This window comes from Polaribacter staleyi (genome assembly GCF_038024045.1).
GTDB classification, from domain to species: domain Bacteria; phylum Bacteroidota; class Bacteroidia; order Flavobacteriales; family Flavobacteriaceae; genus Polaribacter; species Polaribacter butkevichii.
Map to the genome: position 1 here is coordinate 2,257,643 of NZ_CP150665.1, position 16,941 is coordinate 2,274,583.

General features: G+C 30.0%; 14 protein-coding genes. 5 read left to right on the plus strand and 9 right to left on the minus strand.

What is annotated here, in order from left to right; translation table 11 throughout:
* Window positions 1-58 precede the first annotated feature (58 nt).
* Window positions 59-640, minus strand: coding sequence for a methyltransferase domain-containing protein (locus WHD07_RS09600; RefSeq protein ID WP_343328222.1), 582 nt, complete (start codon window positions 638-640; stop codon window positions 59-61).
* A gap of 105 nt (window positions 641-745) precedes the next feature.
* Here WHD07_RS09600 and nadA point away from each other — a divergent pair, with 105 nt between their 5' ends.
* Together nadA and nadB are read left to right on the plus strand one after the other, a co-directional pair.
* The gene (gene nadA, locus WHD07_RS09605) at window positions 746-1,741 is read left to right on the plus strand and encodes a quinolinate synthase NadA (RefSeq protein WP_343328223.1); all 996 of its coding nucleotides are present in this window, start codon (window positions 746-748) and stop codon (window positions 1,739-1,741) included.
* 9 nt (window positions 1,742-1,750) lie between these two features.
* Window positions 1,751-3,340 (plus strand): L-aspartate oxidase, encoded by a 1,590-nt coding sequence (nadB, locus tag WHD07_RS09610; RefSeq protein WP_105049976.1) that lies wholly within the window; start codon window positions 1,751-1,753, stop codon window positions 3,338-3,340.
* Between the two features lie 52 nt (window positions 3,341-3,392).
* Here the strand turns inward: nadB and trxA are convergent, their stop codons facing one another.
* The 8 genes from trxA to WHD07_RS09650 form a co-directional block, all read right to left on the minus strand.
* Window positions 3,393-3,692, minus strand: coding sequence for a thioredoxin (gene trxA / locus WHD07_RS09615; protein ID WP_105049975.1), 300 nt, complete (start codon window positions 3,690-3,692; stop codon window positions 3,393-3,395).
* Between the two features lie 11 nt (window positions 3,693-3,703).
* The gene (locus WHD07_RS09620) at window positions 3,704-4,717 is read right to left on the minus strand and encodes a c-type heme family protein (protein WP_343328224.1); all 1,014 of its coding nucleotides are present in this window, start codon (window positions 4,715-4,717) and stop codon (window positions 3,704-3,706) included.
* Window positions 4,718-4,769: 52 nt separating this feature from the next.
* Entirely contained in the window at window positions 4,770-5,402 is a 633-nt protein-coding gene (locus tag WHD07_RS09625; protein ID WP_105049973.1) for a Crp/Fnr family transcriptional regulator, read from the minus strand.
* 97 nt (window positions 5,403-5,499) lie between these two features.
* A complete protein-coding gene (locus WHD07_RS09630; RefSeq protein ID WP_262510187.1) occupies window positions 5,500-5,631 on the minus strand; it encodes a hypothetical protein in 132 nt (43 codons plus the stop codon).
* Window positions 5,632-5,697: 66 nt separating this feature from the next.
* Window positions 5,698-7,026 carry a TolC family protein gene (locus WHD07_RS09635; protein ID WP_343328225.1) on the minus strand — a complete coding sequence of 443 codons (1,329 nt, stop codon included), beginning with the start codon at window positions 7,024-7,026 and terminating at the stop codon, window positions 5,698-5,700.
* Window positions 7,013-10,213, minus strand: coding sequence for an efflux RND transporter permease subunit (locus tag WHD07_RS09640; protein ID WP_343328226.1), 3,201 nt, complete (start codon window positions 10,211-10,213; stop codon window positions 7,013-7,015). Before WHD07_RS09640 ends, WHD07_RS09635 begins: the two co-directional genes overlap by 14 nt.
* Before the next feature lie 27 nt (window positions 10,214-10,240).
* Window positions 10,241-11,353 carry an efflux RND transporter periplasmic adaptor subunit gene (locus tag WHD07_RS09645; RefSeq protein WP_343328227.1) on the minus strand — a complete coding sequence of 371 codons (1,113 nt, stop codon included), beginning with the start codon at window positions 11,351-11,353 and terminating at the stop codon, window positions 10,241-10,243.
* 10 nt (window positions 11,354-11,363) lie between these two features.
* Window positions 11,364-11,759 carry a MarR family winged helix-turn-helix transcriptional regulator gene (locus WHD07_RS09650; RefSeq protein WP_343328228.1) on the minus strand — a complete coding sequence of 132 codons (396 nt, stop codon included), beginning with the start codon at window positions 11,757-11,759 and terminating at the stop codon, window positions 11,364-11,366.
* 606 nt (window positions 11,760-12,365) lie between these two features.
* Here WHD07_RS09650 and WHD07_RS09655 point away from each other — a divergent pair.
* From WHD07_RS09655 to WHD07_RS09665, 3 genes are all read left to right on the plus strand, one after another.
* On the plus strand, window positions 12,366-14,786 hold the full coding sequence (locus WHD07_RS09655) for a TonB-dependent receptor (protein WP_343328229.1): 2,421 nt from the start codon (window positions 12,366-12,368) through the stop codon (window positions 14,784-14,786).
* Window positions 14,787-14,856: 70 nt separating this feature from the next.
* On the plus strand, window positions 14,857-15,987 hold the full coding sequence (locus WHD07_RS09660; protein ID WP_343328230.1) for a PepSY-associated TM helix domain-containing protein: 1,131 nt from the start codon (window positions 14,857-14,859) through the stop codon (window positions 15,985-15,987).
* 59 nt (window positions 15,988-16,046) lie between these two features.
* A complete protein-coding gene (locus WHD07_RS09665) occupies window positions 16,047-16,940 on the plus strand; it encodes a metallophosphoesterase family protein (protein WP_343328231.1) in 894 nt (297 codons plus the stop codon).
* Window position 16,941 lies beyond the last annotated feature (1 nt).

A 16,941-nucleotide genomic window follows, 5' to 3' on the forward strand; every position in this document is an offset into this window, starting at 1 on the left:
ACGCTATACAAACCTCAAAGATTTTAAAACCCTTTGAGGTTTTTTTATACATCATCTTTTATTTTTTTACAAACTTCATAAACAACTCCATTTCTTGCCTATTTGCATAAGAATTGTAACATTTTGTAAAAACATCCATTGTAAAAAAGGGTTCAAAATAAGAAGTGTATTCGTTTTTATTTCCACCAAAAGGTGGATGATCTTCATTTAGTTTTGCATCAAAAAGCAAACCCACCAATTTACCCTTAGCTCTTAATAAGTGATGCATTTTTAACGCATACTTTTCTCTTAAAAGTGGATCTATAGCACAAAAGAAAGTTTGTTCTATCACCAAATCGAAAGTAGTTTCGACATCAAAAAAATTAGCATGAATTAATTGTGATGACGGAAAACCGACAACTCTATTTTTTAGGTTTGTTAAAGCAGTTTTAGAAAGATCTACCACAAAAACATTTTTAAAACCACGGTTAAAAAGATATTCTGCTTCGTAAGAATTTCCACCTCCTGGTATGAGTATTTTTAAATCCTTATTAATAAGTTGATCAAAATACATTTTTAAAGGAGGAGAAACAACTCCTAAATCCCAACCAACCTTATTATTTAGATACTTTTTATCCCAAAATTCTTCCGATAAGTTCATTTTTTAGTAAATTATAATCATTATTTAATAGAATGAATGTCAATCATTTTCTTACCAACAAAATAGAGTTTATATTTGCACTATAGTTCAAAATAAACACTTTTTATGGAAACTTTAGAAACTGCAAAGAAAAATCTTACTAAAAAAGGATTTTTAGATATAGAAACTCCTGATATAAATTATGTCGAGGAGATTTTAAAGCTAAAAAAAGAAAAAAATGCAGTTCTTTTAGCACACTATTATCAAATTGATGAAATTCAAGAAATTGCAGATTTTGTTGGTGATAGTTTAGCTTTGGCGCAACAAGCTGCCAAAACAGATGCAGATATGATTATTTTTGCAGGAGTTCATTTTATGGCAGAAACTGCAAAAATATTAAACCCAACTAAAAAGGTTCTTTTACCAGATTTATTAGCGGGTTGTTCATTGGCAGATTCTTGTCCGCCAGAAGATTTTGCTGCATTTAAAAAACAACATCCAGATCATCTTGTTGTCACTTATATTAATTGTTCGGCAGAAATTAAAGCATTAAGCGATTACGTTTGTACATCATCTAACGCTAAAAAAATAATTGATGCAATTCCTTTAGATCAGCCTATAATTTTTGCACCAGATAGAAATTTAGGTGCTTATTTAAACAAAGAAACAGGTAGAGAAATGTTACTTTGGGATGGCGCTTGTATGGTACACGAAGCTTTTTCTATGGAAAAACTGATTGACTTATATAAAGAGCATCCAGATGCCGAATTAATTGCGCATCCAGAATCTGAAGCACACATGCTTAAGGTTGCTAAATATATTGGTTCTACTTCTGGGCTTTTAAATCATGTAAAAAACAGTAAAAAGAAAAAATTTATTGTAGCTACAGAAGCCGGTATTTTATACCAAATGTTAAAAGAAAACCCAGATAAAATAATTATTCCTGCTCCTGCTAAAGAAGATAATACCTGTGCTTGTAGCGAGTGTGCTTACATGAAAATGAATACAATGAAAAAATTGTATTTATGTTTAAAACACGAATTACCTAACATAGAAGTTGAAGAAGAATTAGCAAAAAAAGCAATTATTCCTATTAATAGAATGTTAGAACTTTCTAAATAACGCCTTAAAATGTTACCTGATAAAAAAATAATTTCTACAGACTTTTTAGTAATTGGTTCTGGAATTTCTGGATTAACTTTTGCGCTAAAAACAGCCACTAAGTTTAAAGACGCTAAAATTACAATAGTTACTAAAGACGAACAAAGTGAGTCTAACACTAAGTATGCACAAGGTGGTATTGCCACTGTTTACAACAGAACCGTTGATAGTTTTGAACAACACATCAATGATACTTTAGTTGCAGGTGATGGTTTATGCGATGAAGAGGTGGTAAAAATGGTGGTAGGTGATGCCCCAGATAGACTACAAGAATTAATTGACTGGGGAACACAATTTGATGAAAATGAAAATGGTGATTACGATTTAGGTCGTGAAGGAGGACATTCTCAGAATAGAATTTTACATCATACAGATATAACAGGTGCAGAAGTAGAACGTGCTTTATTAGCGCAAGTAAATGCGCTTAAAAATATTGATTTTTTAACGCATCATTATGCAATTGATTTAATTACCGAACATCAAACAAAAAAGAGAAAGACAAAACGAAACGGAAAAATTTCTTGTTACGGTGCTTATGTGTTAGATGAAAAAAATGCAAAAGTAAAAACTTTTGTAAGTAAATTTACTGTTTTAGCTTCTGGTGGTAATGGCCAAGTATATGAAACCACAACAAACCCTGTGGTTGCTACTGGAGACGGAATAGGAATTGCATACCGTGCAAAAGCCGAAATTTCTGAAATGGAGTTTATTCAGTTTCATCCAACAGCGTTGTACAACCCAGGAGAATACCCTGCTTTTTTAATTTCTGAAGCCGTAAGAGGTTTTGGTGCTAGATTAAGAAATTACAATGGTGATTTCTTTATGCATAAATATGATGAAAGACAAGAATTAGCCTCTAGAGATATTGTTGCTAGAGCTATAGATAACGAATTAAAGAAAAGTGGAAAACCACATGTATATTTAGATTGTACTAATTTAGATATGGATAAATTTAAAGAGCATTTTCCTAATATCACAGAAAAATGTGCTTCTTTAAATATAGATGTTACCAAAGATTATATTCCGGTTGTACCAGCCTCTCATTATATTTGCGGTGGTGTAAATGTTAATAAAAAAGCAAAGACTTCTATTAAAAAACTATATGCTTGTGGCGAAGTAACTAGAACGGGTTTACATGGCGGAAATAGATTGGCGTCTAACTCTTTATTAGAAGGCTTGGTTTACGCTCACAATGCCTTTTTAAATATTTCTAAAAAATATGATAACGCTAAAATGCCAACGGATATTCCTGTTTGGAATGACAATGGCGTTATTAAAAACATGGAAAAAATATTAATTGCGCACGATCGAAATGAAGTAAAAACGATTATGACCAATTATGTGGGTATTGTACGTTCTAACGAGCGTATAAAACGTGCTGAAAAAAAACTAAGAGTATTGTATGAAGATAACAAACGTTTATATGATCACTCAGAACTTTCTGTAGATTTATGCGAGTTAAGAAATTTAATTACAACGGCATATTTAATTACCCAATTCTCTAAAAAGAGAACTGTTAATTGTGGTGGTTTTTACAGTTTAGATTGTATTTCTAAGTAGAAAAGCACCTGACTTTAATCAGATGCTTTTCAACTTATTACTATTATAATAATTATCCCCCCAGATTATTTATAACAGTAATTAATGCTGTTTTTTGTACGGCTCCAGACTGTCTCCAAACCTGTTTACCAGACTTATATAAAATAAACGTTGGTACACCTCTAACCTGATATTTAGCTGCTAAAGATTGATTTTTATCAACATCAATTTTAATTATAGATACTTTATCTCCTAAAGCATCTTTTACTTCTTTTAAAATAGGACTCATTGTTTTACAAGGCCCACACCATTCTGCAAAAAAATCTACTAAAACAGGTTTGTCTTGATTAATAACGTCTAAAAAATTGCTCATGCCTAAGAATTTTATAATTGTTTATGAAAGGTAATACTCCAAATTCCTCTTACTTGATTTTCTGCATAGCCAACAGCTAAATCTTTTGGGTATAACTTATTTATTTCAGCTAAAGTATTGCTTTTAATATCTAGGGTTGGTTTACCATGACATTGCAAACACATACTATTTGTTTTAATTGGATAATAAAATTTTACATTTTCTGCAGATTCAACAACAATCGGTTCTGACTCTTTATTTAATTGGGCGTCTTTTTTAAAAACAGTAATATATTCTTTCTCTAAATTATTAGCGGCATTACTTGCATTTCTTGGTTTGTCTGAAACTCTTTTTATACTTGTTTTATATACTACAGACATACTATCTGTTAGAGGATATGCTTTTACATTACAAAATTTTAATGCTGCCAAGGTTCCTTTTTTTTGAATTGTTCCCATTAAGTTTTTTCCTAAAACAGCTTTGGTACCTAGTGCATATTTTAACCCCTTTTCACTGTAAGTTAGGTTTTTAAAATTAGCACCTTGCTGCTGTCTTTGCATTCCGTTTCCATTACCTCTACCCATTCCATTACCTCTGCCATTTCCGTTTCCATGTTGTTGATTGTAATGCTCGTCAAACCATGCTGGTTTTTCTATTTCAGACTCAAACATATAATCTGCAATCTGCTGAATTGTTTCTTCAGGAAAAGCCTGTTTAGGCATCAAACCAAAACGTTGAACGGCGCCATACATTATAGCATTTTCTTTGGTTGGGTTTTTAATCCAGTTTTGCATCGATGCTATAAATGAAGCTTTTGTAGAATTCCCCATTAAATACCTTTTTTTAATGGCAATCATTGGTGGTGCAATTCGGTTATCTTCTGGTGTGGTAGCATTATGGCAAACATAACAGTTTGTTTCCATTAACTTTTTACCAACATGTTCTTGTGTTTCTGAAGCCGCCTTTTTAGAATAAGAAGGAGTCTTTTTGGCATCTTTACATCCAAATATAAAAGCCAGTGCTATAAATAAACTGAAAAATTTCATCTATTTTTATTACAAAAATAGGATGTATTTTATTATTATTCAGTAACTAATGTTACAGTTCTAAAACTTTAATACTATTTCTAAAAAGTTCTATTTTACGCTCGTTTTCTAATTTTTTTAATAATCGAGATACTACAACTCTAGATGTATGTAAATCTTCAGAAATTTGTTTGTGGGTAACATGTAAAAGATCATTATGAGTAACCATTGCTTTGTCTTTTAAATATTTAAAAATGCGTTCATCCATTTTTAAGAAAGCGATGGTATCTAAAGCCTCTAAAAGCTCATCCATTCTAAGATGATATGTTTGTAAAATATAGGCTTGCCACGTTTTATATTTCCCTAACCATTCTGCCATTTTTTCTTTAGGCAACATAATTAACTCAACATTTGTTTCTGCAACGGCTCTAATTTTACTTTTGGTTTGCCCCATACAACAAGAAAGGGTCATGGCGCAAGTGTCTCCTTTTTCTAAGTAATATAAAACTATTTCATCACCATCTTCATCTTCTCTAAGAATTTTAATAGCTCCAGAAATTAATAAAGGCATCGATTTTATATAATCTCCAACCTCAATAATTGTGGTATCTTCTTTAAACTCTTTAGAAACACCTAATTCTTGAATTTCTAAAATTAAATCTTTCTCTAAAAGATACCCAAAATTGCTTTCTAGTTTACTTATCATTATTCCTTATTTTTTCATCTATAAAAATAGTGAAATAGATTTTAATAGAACAACAAAAGCCCGAGTTAAACTCAGGCATCAATAAAAATAGAGATATCTATTTTGCTTTTTTATCTGTGCTCATTAATAAGTAAACAGCTACAACTAAGCCTACTACAACCAGTGCAAAAATACCAATCATAATTGTGCCATTTACCCAAGAGACCTGTGGTATGGTTAAAAAATTCATATTCTTCTAATTTTGAATTCAAAATTAATATATAAAAATATTTTAACATATGATTAAAATCAGTTTTTAAAACTGCTCATTTAGAATATCTCCGCTTAACTGTAACAACTGTAATTCTATTAATTTAGCATCAAATTTTGCATTGTTAAACGCTGTTTTAGAGTTGATAAAATTAATCTGAGCTTGCCTAAATTCTATAGAAGTAACTTGCCCTAATTTGTAACGTTCTTTGGTTCTATCAAAATTATTTTGAGTAGTTAAAACATTTTTTTCTTGTGCCTTTAAAATAAATAATTGATTTTGATAATTCTCCCAAGTATTTTTTAAATTATTCTCTATTGTAACTTTTTGTTGTGCTAATAATATTTGTTGATTTTCTAAAGCAATTTTAGCATTGGCAACTCTTGTTTTTGTACCTCCTCCGTCGAACAAATTCCAAGACAAACTTAAACCAGCATTTAATCCGTTAGATGATGTAGATTTTGGCTGAAAGGCATTGGCAAGGTTTTCGTTATCATTCTGATTCCAACCATAAGATGAACTAAACCCTAAAGTCGGTAAATAATTTGCCTTATTTATTTTGATGTTAAACTCACTAATTGCAATGTTTTTTTCATTTTGTTTAAGGGTAGAATTATTAGAAATTGTTTTTTGTTGCAAATCTTCAAAATTCATCATTTTATTAAAAAGAACCTCAGTTTCAACAATAAAAGTTACCTCTTTCTCAACACCCAATATAATGTTTAAATTACGTTTTGCGTTGCTTAATTGCTGATTGGCATTTATTAAAGTTATACTATCATTATTTACATCTACCTCTGCATTTAACAACTCTAACTTGGTAGATTGCCCGTATTCATATTGATATTTTGCACGCAGTAAACGTTGTTTAGAAATAGACAATGCTTCGTCTAAATTCGATTTATTTTCTGATAACCTTGCAATTTGAAAATAAGAGGTAAACAATTGTAAATACGTGTTTTCAATCGTTTCTCTGGCTTGTAATTCGGTTAAATTATACGTTTCTTTTAATTGCTGATAATTGTATTTTCTTCCCAAACCATCAAAAAGAGTATAATTTAAACCAATACTTGCATTATAAGACTTGGTTATTGCACCTGTTGTAGATGTTGGGGCTCCTGTCTGTGGTGTGTTGGTTTGATTATTATTACTATAATTTGCACCAGAAGAAATACTAGCCGTCGGTAAAAAACCAGTATTGTAAATACTTTTATTGTTTTTTGCAACGTCTAAATTATTGTTCGCTATTTTAATTCCGAAATTATTTTCTAAGGTAATTTCTAGCGCTTCTTTCTTTGTTAGAATTTCTTGCGAAAATCCTTGTAAAGTCGATAAAAACCCGACTACTAATATGGTGTTTCTAATGATCTTCATGTTCATCAAATTTAGATTCTATGATAGCTCTTTCTACTTCTTCTTTATTTACTTTCTCTCCTGTTTTTAGCCATTTTATACCCACTTTTACACTGTTAGAAACAGATAATAATAATGGCAACATTACCAATGTTAATATCGTTGCAATGGCTATTCCGTAAGAAATAGATATTGCCATAGGGATTAAAAATTGTGCTTGTCTACTTTTTTCTAATAATAACGGAGCCAAACCTGCAACTGTTGTTAAAGAAGTTAATACAATAGCTCTAAAACGAGATTGACCTGCTCTAATAAGAGCTTCATCGAATTTCATTCCTTCTTTTAAGTAATTATTAAATTTACCAATTAAAACCAAGCCATCATTTACCATAATTCCTACCAGAGCTATAATTCCTAAAAATGATAAAATACCAATTGAAAAATTATGAAAATAATGTCCCCAAACAACACCAATCATACTAAAAGGAATCATTACAATTAATAATATTGGTTGACTGTAAGAACGGAATGTAAAGGCAATTACAATATAAATCAATAGTAAAATAATAGGACCTACTACGCCAACTGAATCTGTAGTTTTCTTAGCTTCTCTATTTTGACCTTCATACAAAGGAGTTACGGTGTGGTATTTAGAAAGTATTTCTGGCATTACTTTTAACTTAATGTCATCTAAAACTTCTGTTGCACTCGTTTCAAGGTCTTTTAAATCTGCCGTAATTTGAATTTCTCTTTTACCATCTAAATGATTAATGGCAATATCTCCTCTTTCTATGGTATAATTTGCAATTTCAGAAAAAGGAATTCTTGTTCCTGTTGCCGTAATAATACGCATGTCATCTAAATCTTTTATAGAAGACCGGTCTTTTCTATCATAACGAACCCAAACTTTAATTTCATCTTGACCTCTTTGAAAACGTTGTGCCTGAAAACCAAAGAAACCAGACCTAACTTGACTCATTACAGATTGCAAGGTTAAGCCTAATAAGTAGGCATTGTCTTTTAATTTAATTTTAACCTCTTTAATTCCTGCCGGATCGTTGTCTGAAATATCTTTTAAAAGCGGATTATTTTCTAACTCGTGTTTTAATTCTTCTTTGGCAGCTTTTAATTCTGTAATATTATTTCCTAATAAAGAAACCGCCACTGGGCTTCCTCCAAAATTACCACCAGAACCAAAGATTAAACTCTCTACACCTGTAACTTTACCAACTTTATCTGTAATTGTATTTGTTATTTCTGGTGATGAAAAATCTCTTGCTTCTCCTGGCAATAAATTTACGGTTAAGGTTGCATTTGCGCTACCAGGACCAATTCTTTTAATTACATTTTCTATAACTTGTACATTACCTGTTTGCTTTTTGGTATACTCATCATTCACCAACCAAACCTTTTTTTCTATGGATGAAATAATAGAATCTGTAATTTTCTCGTTTGTACCTTGTGGCATTGTTAGTGTAATTTTAACACTATCACTTGCTACTCTAGGAAAAAAAGATTGTTTTACAATACCTGCTTTCATTGCCATAAAACTAAAAATTACCAAGGCAATTGGAATAGCAAATGCAAAGATTTTATTTTTTAATGAAAACTTTAAAAAAGGCACATAATAATTGTCTCTTAATTTACCTAAACCTATATCTGCTGCTCTATTTATTTTATTAAAAAAAGCATCTAACGCATTTTTCTTAACTTCTACTCCGTTCTCTAAACGTTTTCTATCTAAAGCCTTAGAATGCGCAATGTGAGCTGGTAAGATAATTAAAGCTTCTACTAAAGAAACAGTTAGTGTTAAAATAACAATTGTTGATACCTCACCAAAGAAATCTCCTATTCTTCCGTCTACAAAAAAGAACGTAGAAAACGCGATAAGAGTAGTTAGAATAGCTGAAACAATTGGCGGAATTACTTCCATGGTACCATCTATGGCTGCTTGTATTTTAGATTTCCCTAAATCGTAATAATGATGATAAATATTTTCTCCGATTACAATACCATCATCTACCAAAATACCAATAACGATGATCATTCCAAAGAGAGATAATACGTTTATAGTAACATCAAATTGAGCAGCAAAAATAAACATCCCAAAAAAGGAAATTGGCAAACCAAAAGCAACCCATATTGCCAAACGTAAGTTTAAAAATAATGCTAAAAAGAAAAGAACCAGTAAAATACCTGCAATACCATTTTCTATTAATAATTTTGTTCTACCATTTAATGTAGTACTTCTATCACTTGTAATATTAAGTTGTACATTTTGGTTTTCTTGGTTGTATTTATGTATGTATTCTTTTATTTTATCTGCAGAAGAAATTAAATCTTCATTATTTGTATTACTTACAGTAATATCTATGGCTAAATTTTCATTATAATACAACCTGTCTGGTGTTTCAGACCAAGTATCTCTAACTTCTGCTACATCTTTTAAACGGATAATATTTCCGTTAGTTTCTGTTCTAACAATTAAATTTAAAAGTTCGCTTCCATAATAAAAACGATTACTTGCTCTAATTAAATAATCTTCTTGTTCGGTTTTTATATTACCACCTGTAATTAATAGATTAGAGTTTTGTATTGCTGCAGCTACTTCAGAAAAAGACATGTTATACGCTAGTAAATCATTTTCTCTTACTGCTATTTCTATTTCTTCGTCTGGAAACCCAGATAAAGCAACTTGCGAAATTCCGTCTATTCCTCTAATATCATTTTCTACATTTCTAGCATATTGCTTTATAGATTTAAGACTTAAATTATCGCCACTAATCGTAAAACTAATTGTGGGCCTAATGTTTTCTACTTTTGCAATAACTGCTGGCTCCATACCAGAAGGAAAAGAAGGCACTCTGTCTACTGCATTTTTTACATCAGATAAAACAACATCTATATTTTTTCCTTTTTCTACTTCAATATTTACCGTTGCAGAATTTTCTCTAGACACAGAGGTTACTCTTTCTACACCAACAATACCTTTTAAATTGTCTTCAATTTTTAACACCACACCTTCTTCCATTTCTTGTGGAGAGGCTCCCGGATATGCTAATGAAATATTTATTAATTGCGAGTCTGTTAGCGGGAAAAAGGAGGACTTCATACTTAAAGCACCTACCAATCCGAACAAAACAAAAGCAATAATAAATATATTAACTGCTACTGGGAATTTTATGAAATATGTAATTATTTTCTTCATTTTATGCTGAATTTATTTCAGTAATAATTACTTTTTATTAATTTTTACAATCATACCATTAAATGCACCAGGTAAAACCTGTGATAACATTTTTTGATTGTTTTCTAAACCTTTTACAACAACCGTTTCTGAATTAAAATAAACAGGATTAATGTTAGTTAATGTTAAAATACTATCGTTTTTAACTGTGTACACTGCTTTATTATTTACCAATAACTTTCTAGAGATTTCTATTGCGTTTGATTCTGATTTTGCAACCAAATCTGCTTCTAAAAACATTCCTTCTTTTAAATCTGGGTGCTGTACATCTATGTATACTTTTATCGTTTGAGAAACCTGATCTACTTTACCATTTACACGAACAACTTTACCTATATAATTTTTAGTTTTTTCTAAATTTGTGAGGGCAACCGTATTGCCTACTTTTAATAAGTCGGCAAATTCTGAATTGATAGAAACTTCCATTTCATAAACACTTGGGTTTATAAATTCCCCTAATTTTTGTCCAACTCTAACCAAAGAACCCGGTGTTACCAAGGCTTCTGTAAGATTCCCAGTAAAAGGTGCTTTTATTTGATGCTTAGACAAACGTACTTCTAAGTTTTTAACATTGTAATATGCAGTAACAATACCTCTACCATTAATAAAATATTTTTCTTTATCAGAAGAAAATTCTGGTAATTTTGGAGTAGATGTATTCATATTAAAACTTTTTATGTAAGCCTCCCATTTGCCAAATTCTTTTGGATAATCTAAACGTAAATCTGGTAGAATTGCCGTAATTAAATTATTTAGATTACTTTTTTGAGATTGTAAACTAGCATAAAACTCATCACTATTAATACTTAACAATGTTTCGCCTCTGTAATAATTTGTACCTGCTTTAAATAGTTTTTTAGACGATTTTAAAATACCAGAAACTTCAGAATAAATTTCTATTTTATTTTTTGCTGTTAAATTACCATTAGCAGATAAAATAATAGGAATCTCAGTATTCTCTACTTCCTTTACATACACCGTTTTAATTTGTTTTTTATATTTTGGTTTTGGTTTTTGGTTTTTATCAATTAAGTAATTCCCCAAAATTATTGCCCCAACAATAGTTAATACTCCAAGAACAGCTAGTATAATTTTTCTCATATATCGGTTATTAAATTTGTTTTATTTTAGAATATAAATTTGTTTGTATTTTTTTTAAAGTATTAATTATTTGTTCTTTTTCTTCCGGAGAAATAGTTTTCTCCATCGTAGTAATTAAATCTTGAATAATAGGTTTTGTTTTATTAAAAACTTCTTTTCCTAAATTAGTTATATATACATTTTTAATACGTTTATCATCTTTATTTTGTTCTCTAAATATGTAATTTTTCTTTTCCATATTTACTAACAAACGTGCTAAAGAAGATTTGTTTCTTAATGTTAAAAAAGCCAAATCATGTTGATTTAAACCATCTTGATCTTGCAACTTTTTTAAAAGAATCATCTGTTCTTTGGTAAGGTCTATATTTTTAGATTTAAATGATTCCTGAAAAAAAAAATCAACCATTTTATTAGTTTTCCCAAACCAAGGACCTATTGAATTTTCAAAATCTATATGTTTTTCATCATTTTTCACTTGGCTAAAATAAACAAAACCTTAATTAGTTGCACATGCAACTAATTAAGGTTTTGTTAAAAAAATCATAATTTTATGAAACCCTATTTTTTATGCAACTTTATATTTAAAAAAAAATGACAAATATCTTCTAACCTTAGAATTTCTCATGCTTTTAAAAATGCCAAAAGAATTTGTTTTAATGCAGATTCTAAATTCGTTCTTTTTAGCGATTCTCATAAAGGAGACAGTGGTTTTACAAATATTTTTGCAAACATCCGAAACATATTTAAACATGCTTTAGAACATGATTATAACAACAATTTTACCTTTATAGAGTTGGCTGATGGTGATAAATTATGGGGAAATAGAAATTTCCCCATCTCTTTTTCTTCCTAAAAAAAAGGGTTCCTCTAAACAAAAAACAATAAATAAATACTATAAAAACAAGCACTTAAAATATTATTTAGATTTATTATAAATAACTTGCAAGTATCAATTATGTAAAATACATTTGTCAAAAAATCAACTATACATATTAAGTCTAAATAAAAACAAATGAAACACAAGTTATCAATTTTACTGTTATTACTAACTACTTTTATAACATTTAGTCAGCAATCAGTAATTAAAGGTATTATTAAAGACAATTCACAACAAATATTATCTGAAGTTACAGTCTTAATAAAAAACACAAAAATAGGAGCTCAAACAAATGAAAATGGTGTCTTTAAAATAAACAACATAGAGCACGGAAATTATACTTTATCTATTTCTTATCTTGGTTTTAAAACTAAAGAAATTAAAGTATCGATTTTAAATAATGAAACAAAAGACTTAGGTACAATTCTTCTTTTTGAAGGAAATGAAATTTTAAGTGAAGTTATTATAGAATCAAATAGAAAAAATAAGTTCTCTAGAAAACAAAGTGCTTATGTTGCAAAAATGCCGCTAAAAGACATCGAAAATTCGCAAGTTTACAATACAGTTACAAATCAATTAATAGAATCTCAATCTGTAAATACTTTAGATGATGCTTTAAAAAACGTTACAGGTATTTCTAAATTATGGGCGTCTACAGGTAGATCTAATGATGGAGCTGCATTTTTTAGTAGTCGTGGTTTTTCTGTGCAACCTCAATTAGTAAACGGTGTTGCTGGTATTACAAATAGTTTTATTAATTCTTCTAACATAGAACGTATAGAAGTTATTAAAGGACCTTCTGGAACCTTATTTGGAGGTGCTGTTGCTTCTTACGGAGGATTGATTAATATTGTCACAAAAAAACCTTACAACGGTACAGGTGGTAACATCTCTGCGAGTTATGGTTCTTTTGGTTTCGAAAAATTAAATGCAGATATAAACGTTACAGATAAAAGTGAAAAATTTTCTCTACGTTTTAATACCGGTTTTCAAAATGAAGATAGCTTTCAGGATGCTGGTTTTAAAAAATCTGTCTTTATGGCTCCTGCAATTTCATATAAAGTAAACAATAATTTAACGCTTAACTTATCTTACGAAGTAAACTCTACAGAACAAACAAATGGAGTTTCTTTATTCTTAAACAGAGCCGCAACTTCATATTATGTAGATTTAGATGCCTTAAATTACGACACAAATAAATCTTTTACAGACAATAGCGTTACTATTAAAAGTCCAACCCAAAACTATAGAGCAGAAGTTGCTTGGAAAATTTCTGATAATTGGTCTTCTCAATCAATTATATCTGGAAGCACTGCTTCTTCTAGCGGTTATTATACCTATTTATGGAATTACGCAGATTACTCAAATCCATCGGAACCAACTGTTACACCTTACTTTGCGCTATACGCAAGTGAATTAGACACAAAAACAAAGGCTTTTAATGCACAGCAAAACTTTCTTGGCGATTTTAAATTAGGAGATTTAAGAAATAAGCTATTAGTTGGGGTAGATTATTTATCAAAAAAGATAGCAGACAAAAGCTCTAATTGGGCTTCTCTACATAGTGTAACACCTCAGGGAGAATTACCTTTTGGAGGACCTGCTATTACTGCAACTAATTTAAGTGCTGCCTTATCTGGTTCTGGCAATGTAAATAGCGATCTTCATCAAAATATATTAGGTGCTTATGTTTCTGATGTAATAAATGTTTTACCAGAATTGTCATTTATGGCGAGTGTACGTTATGACAGGTTTCAATACAAAGGAGACCAAAACACCGATACGGATAATAACACAGAATATACTAAATCTACATTTTCACCAAAATTTGGTATTGTATACCAACCAATACTTAATAAGGTATCATTATTTGCAAATTATCAAAATGGATTTTCTTATGTAAACCCGCAATACATAACAGACAACTCTACAGGTACAGCTGTTTCAACATTACAATCTTTTGATGTTGAAGAAGCAAATCAATTAGAGTTTGGTGTAAAAACAAGCATCTTTAATAACAAACTAGAAACAACATTAAGCTACTATAATATCGTTGTTCAGAATAAATATTTATTCTACACTAAAACTCAAGACGGAAAAATTAACAGTCAGGGAATAGAGTTAGATGTAAATGCAAACCCAGTAAACGGATTAAATATTCACACTGGTTTTAGTTATAATGATTCTAAGGTAAAAAAATCTCCTTCAGCAACTTACTTAGAAGGTTTACGTTATCAAGAATCAGGACCAGAAATTACATATAACTTTTGGGCAGATTATAAGTTTAAACAAGGTTTTGTTAAAAACTTAGGTTTTGGAGCTGGTTTTAATGGAGCTAGTGAATATGATACAATGGTTGGCTATAAATACGTAACGGGTAGTTTTAACCTACCTTCTTATACCATATTTAATGCTTCTGCTTACTACGAAACAAATACTTATAGAATAAGTATAAAAGCAAACAATATTACAGATAAAGAATACTATTCTGGTTGGAGTACGATAACACCAGAACAACCAAGGTCTTTTATTGCAACATTGGCTTATAAATTTTAAAATAATTAATACTAAAATTAAGAGCATCATTAGCGTGATGCTCTTTTGAGGTTATAGATAGTTATATAAGATGAAAACAAAAAAAATAATTTTTCAGCTTCATAAAATATTAGGTTTAGTTACCGGTATTGTTGTATTTATTGTTGCAATTACAGGTTGTTGTTGGACTTTTAGAGAAGAAATTAAAAGTTTGTATGATGATTACAAAACAGTTTCTCCTCAAAAGGGCACAATAATTACAGTTACAGAAGCAAAAGAAATTGCACAAGTACTATTTCCTACAAATACCGTTCACGGAACCCTTTTTAAGCAACAAAATGACGCTGTAGAAGTTATTTTTTATGACGCAGAACCAGAATTTTATCAAAGTGTATTTCTAAACCCTTATTCTGGAAAGGTTATTCAAGTTGATAATCATTTAACTGGTTTTTTTGCTTTTATCTTAAAAGGGCACATGCGTGTTTGGTTACCAAAAAAAATTGGAGAACAAGTTGTTGGTGCATCTATTTTAATCTTTCTTTTAATTATTATTTCTGGTTTTATTTTATGGATTCCAAAAAAGAGGAAAAACCTAAAACAACGTTTAAAATTCGATTGGAAAAAAACTACAAAGTGGAAACGTAAAAATTTCGACTTACATACAGTAACTGGTTTTTACATTTGTTCTTTAGCTTTTATAATTGCATTTACTGGCTCTCTTATGTCTTACGACTGGCTTAAATATGTAGTTTATAAATCTACCGGAGGAGAAAGAACAGTCTTCTTTGAAATCCCTATGAATAAAGATTCAATTGCAATAGCAAGTAATACAAAACCAATAGACCTATTAATACCTAGGTTGCAAAAAGAAAATCCGCAAGCGGATGGTTTTGAGTTACATTACCCAGAAAGTGCAGCACATAGTATTTATGTAGAGGTTTCTAAAAGTAAGGGCTTATTTTATGATTCAGATTTTCGTTTTTTCGACCAGAATTCCTTAAAAGAAATAGAAACAGAAGCTCTTTACGGTAAATATGAAAATGCCACAATACCAGATAAAATATTAAGAATGAATTACGACATTCATATTGGCGCTATTGGAGGAATCGTTGGAAAAATCATTGCATTTATTATAAGTTTACTTACCGCTACACTACCTGTAACTGGCGTATTATTGTGGTACGGAAGAAAATATAAAAAAAACAAAAAACTACCACTGTAAAGTAAAACTTATAAAACCACTTTTTTTTAGCATCTTTATATCATTAAAAAGAAATAAAGATGTCTTCTAATTTTAGAATTTCTCGTGCATTTAAAAATGCGAAAAGAATATGTTTTAACACAGATTCTAAATTTGTGCTTTTTAGCGATTCTCATAGAGGAGACAATAGTTTTGCAGATGATTTTGCACACAACCGAAACATGTTTAAACATGCTTTAGAATATTATTACAACAACAATTTTACATATATAGAATTGGGTGATGGTGATGAGTTATGGGAAAACAGAAACTTTTCTAAGATCTTTAAAGCCAATAAACACGTTTACTTATGGCTTAAAAAATTTCATGATAAGAACCGATTGCATTTTATTTGGGGAAATCACGACATGAAATATAAAAACCCTACTGCAATTCGTAAGAACCTACATTATTATTACGACTCTGTAACAAGTACTAAGAAAGAGCTACTAATAGGTGCAACGTTTTCTGAAGCAATTGTTTTAGAAGATGAAAATTCGGGGAACAAGATTTTTCTACTACATGGTCATCAAGCAGATTGGTTTAATTATGTTTTTTGGCGATTTAGTAGCTTCTTGGTAAAAGTACTTTGGAAACCTTTACAAATTTTAGGTTTTTCAGACCCAACAAGTCCTGCTCAGAATTTTAAAGAACGTATTAAAGTTGAACAAAAATTAGAAAAATGGATTCAAAAAAACAATAATCAAATGATGATTACTGGTCATACACACAGACCACGTTTTCCTAATAAAAATGAAATTCCTTTTTTTAATGATGGTAGCTGTGTACACCCTAGATCTATTACAGGTATAGAAATTGAAAACAATGAAATCTGCCTTATAAAATGGCATATTATAACTTTAAAAAACGGAACTTTGCAAATAAAAAGAACCCTTTTAGAAGGGCCAGAAAACCTAAAACACTACATGAATTAAT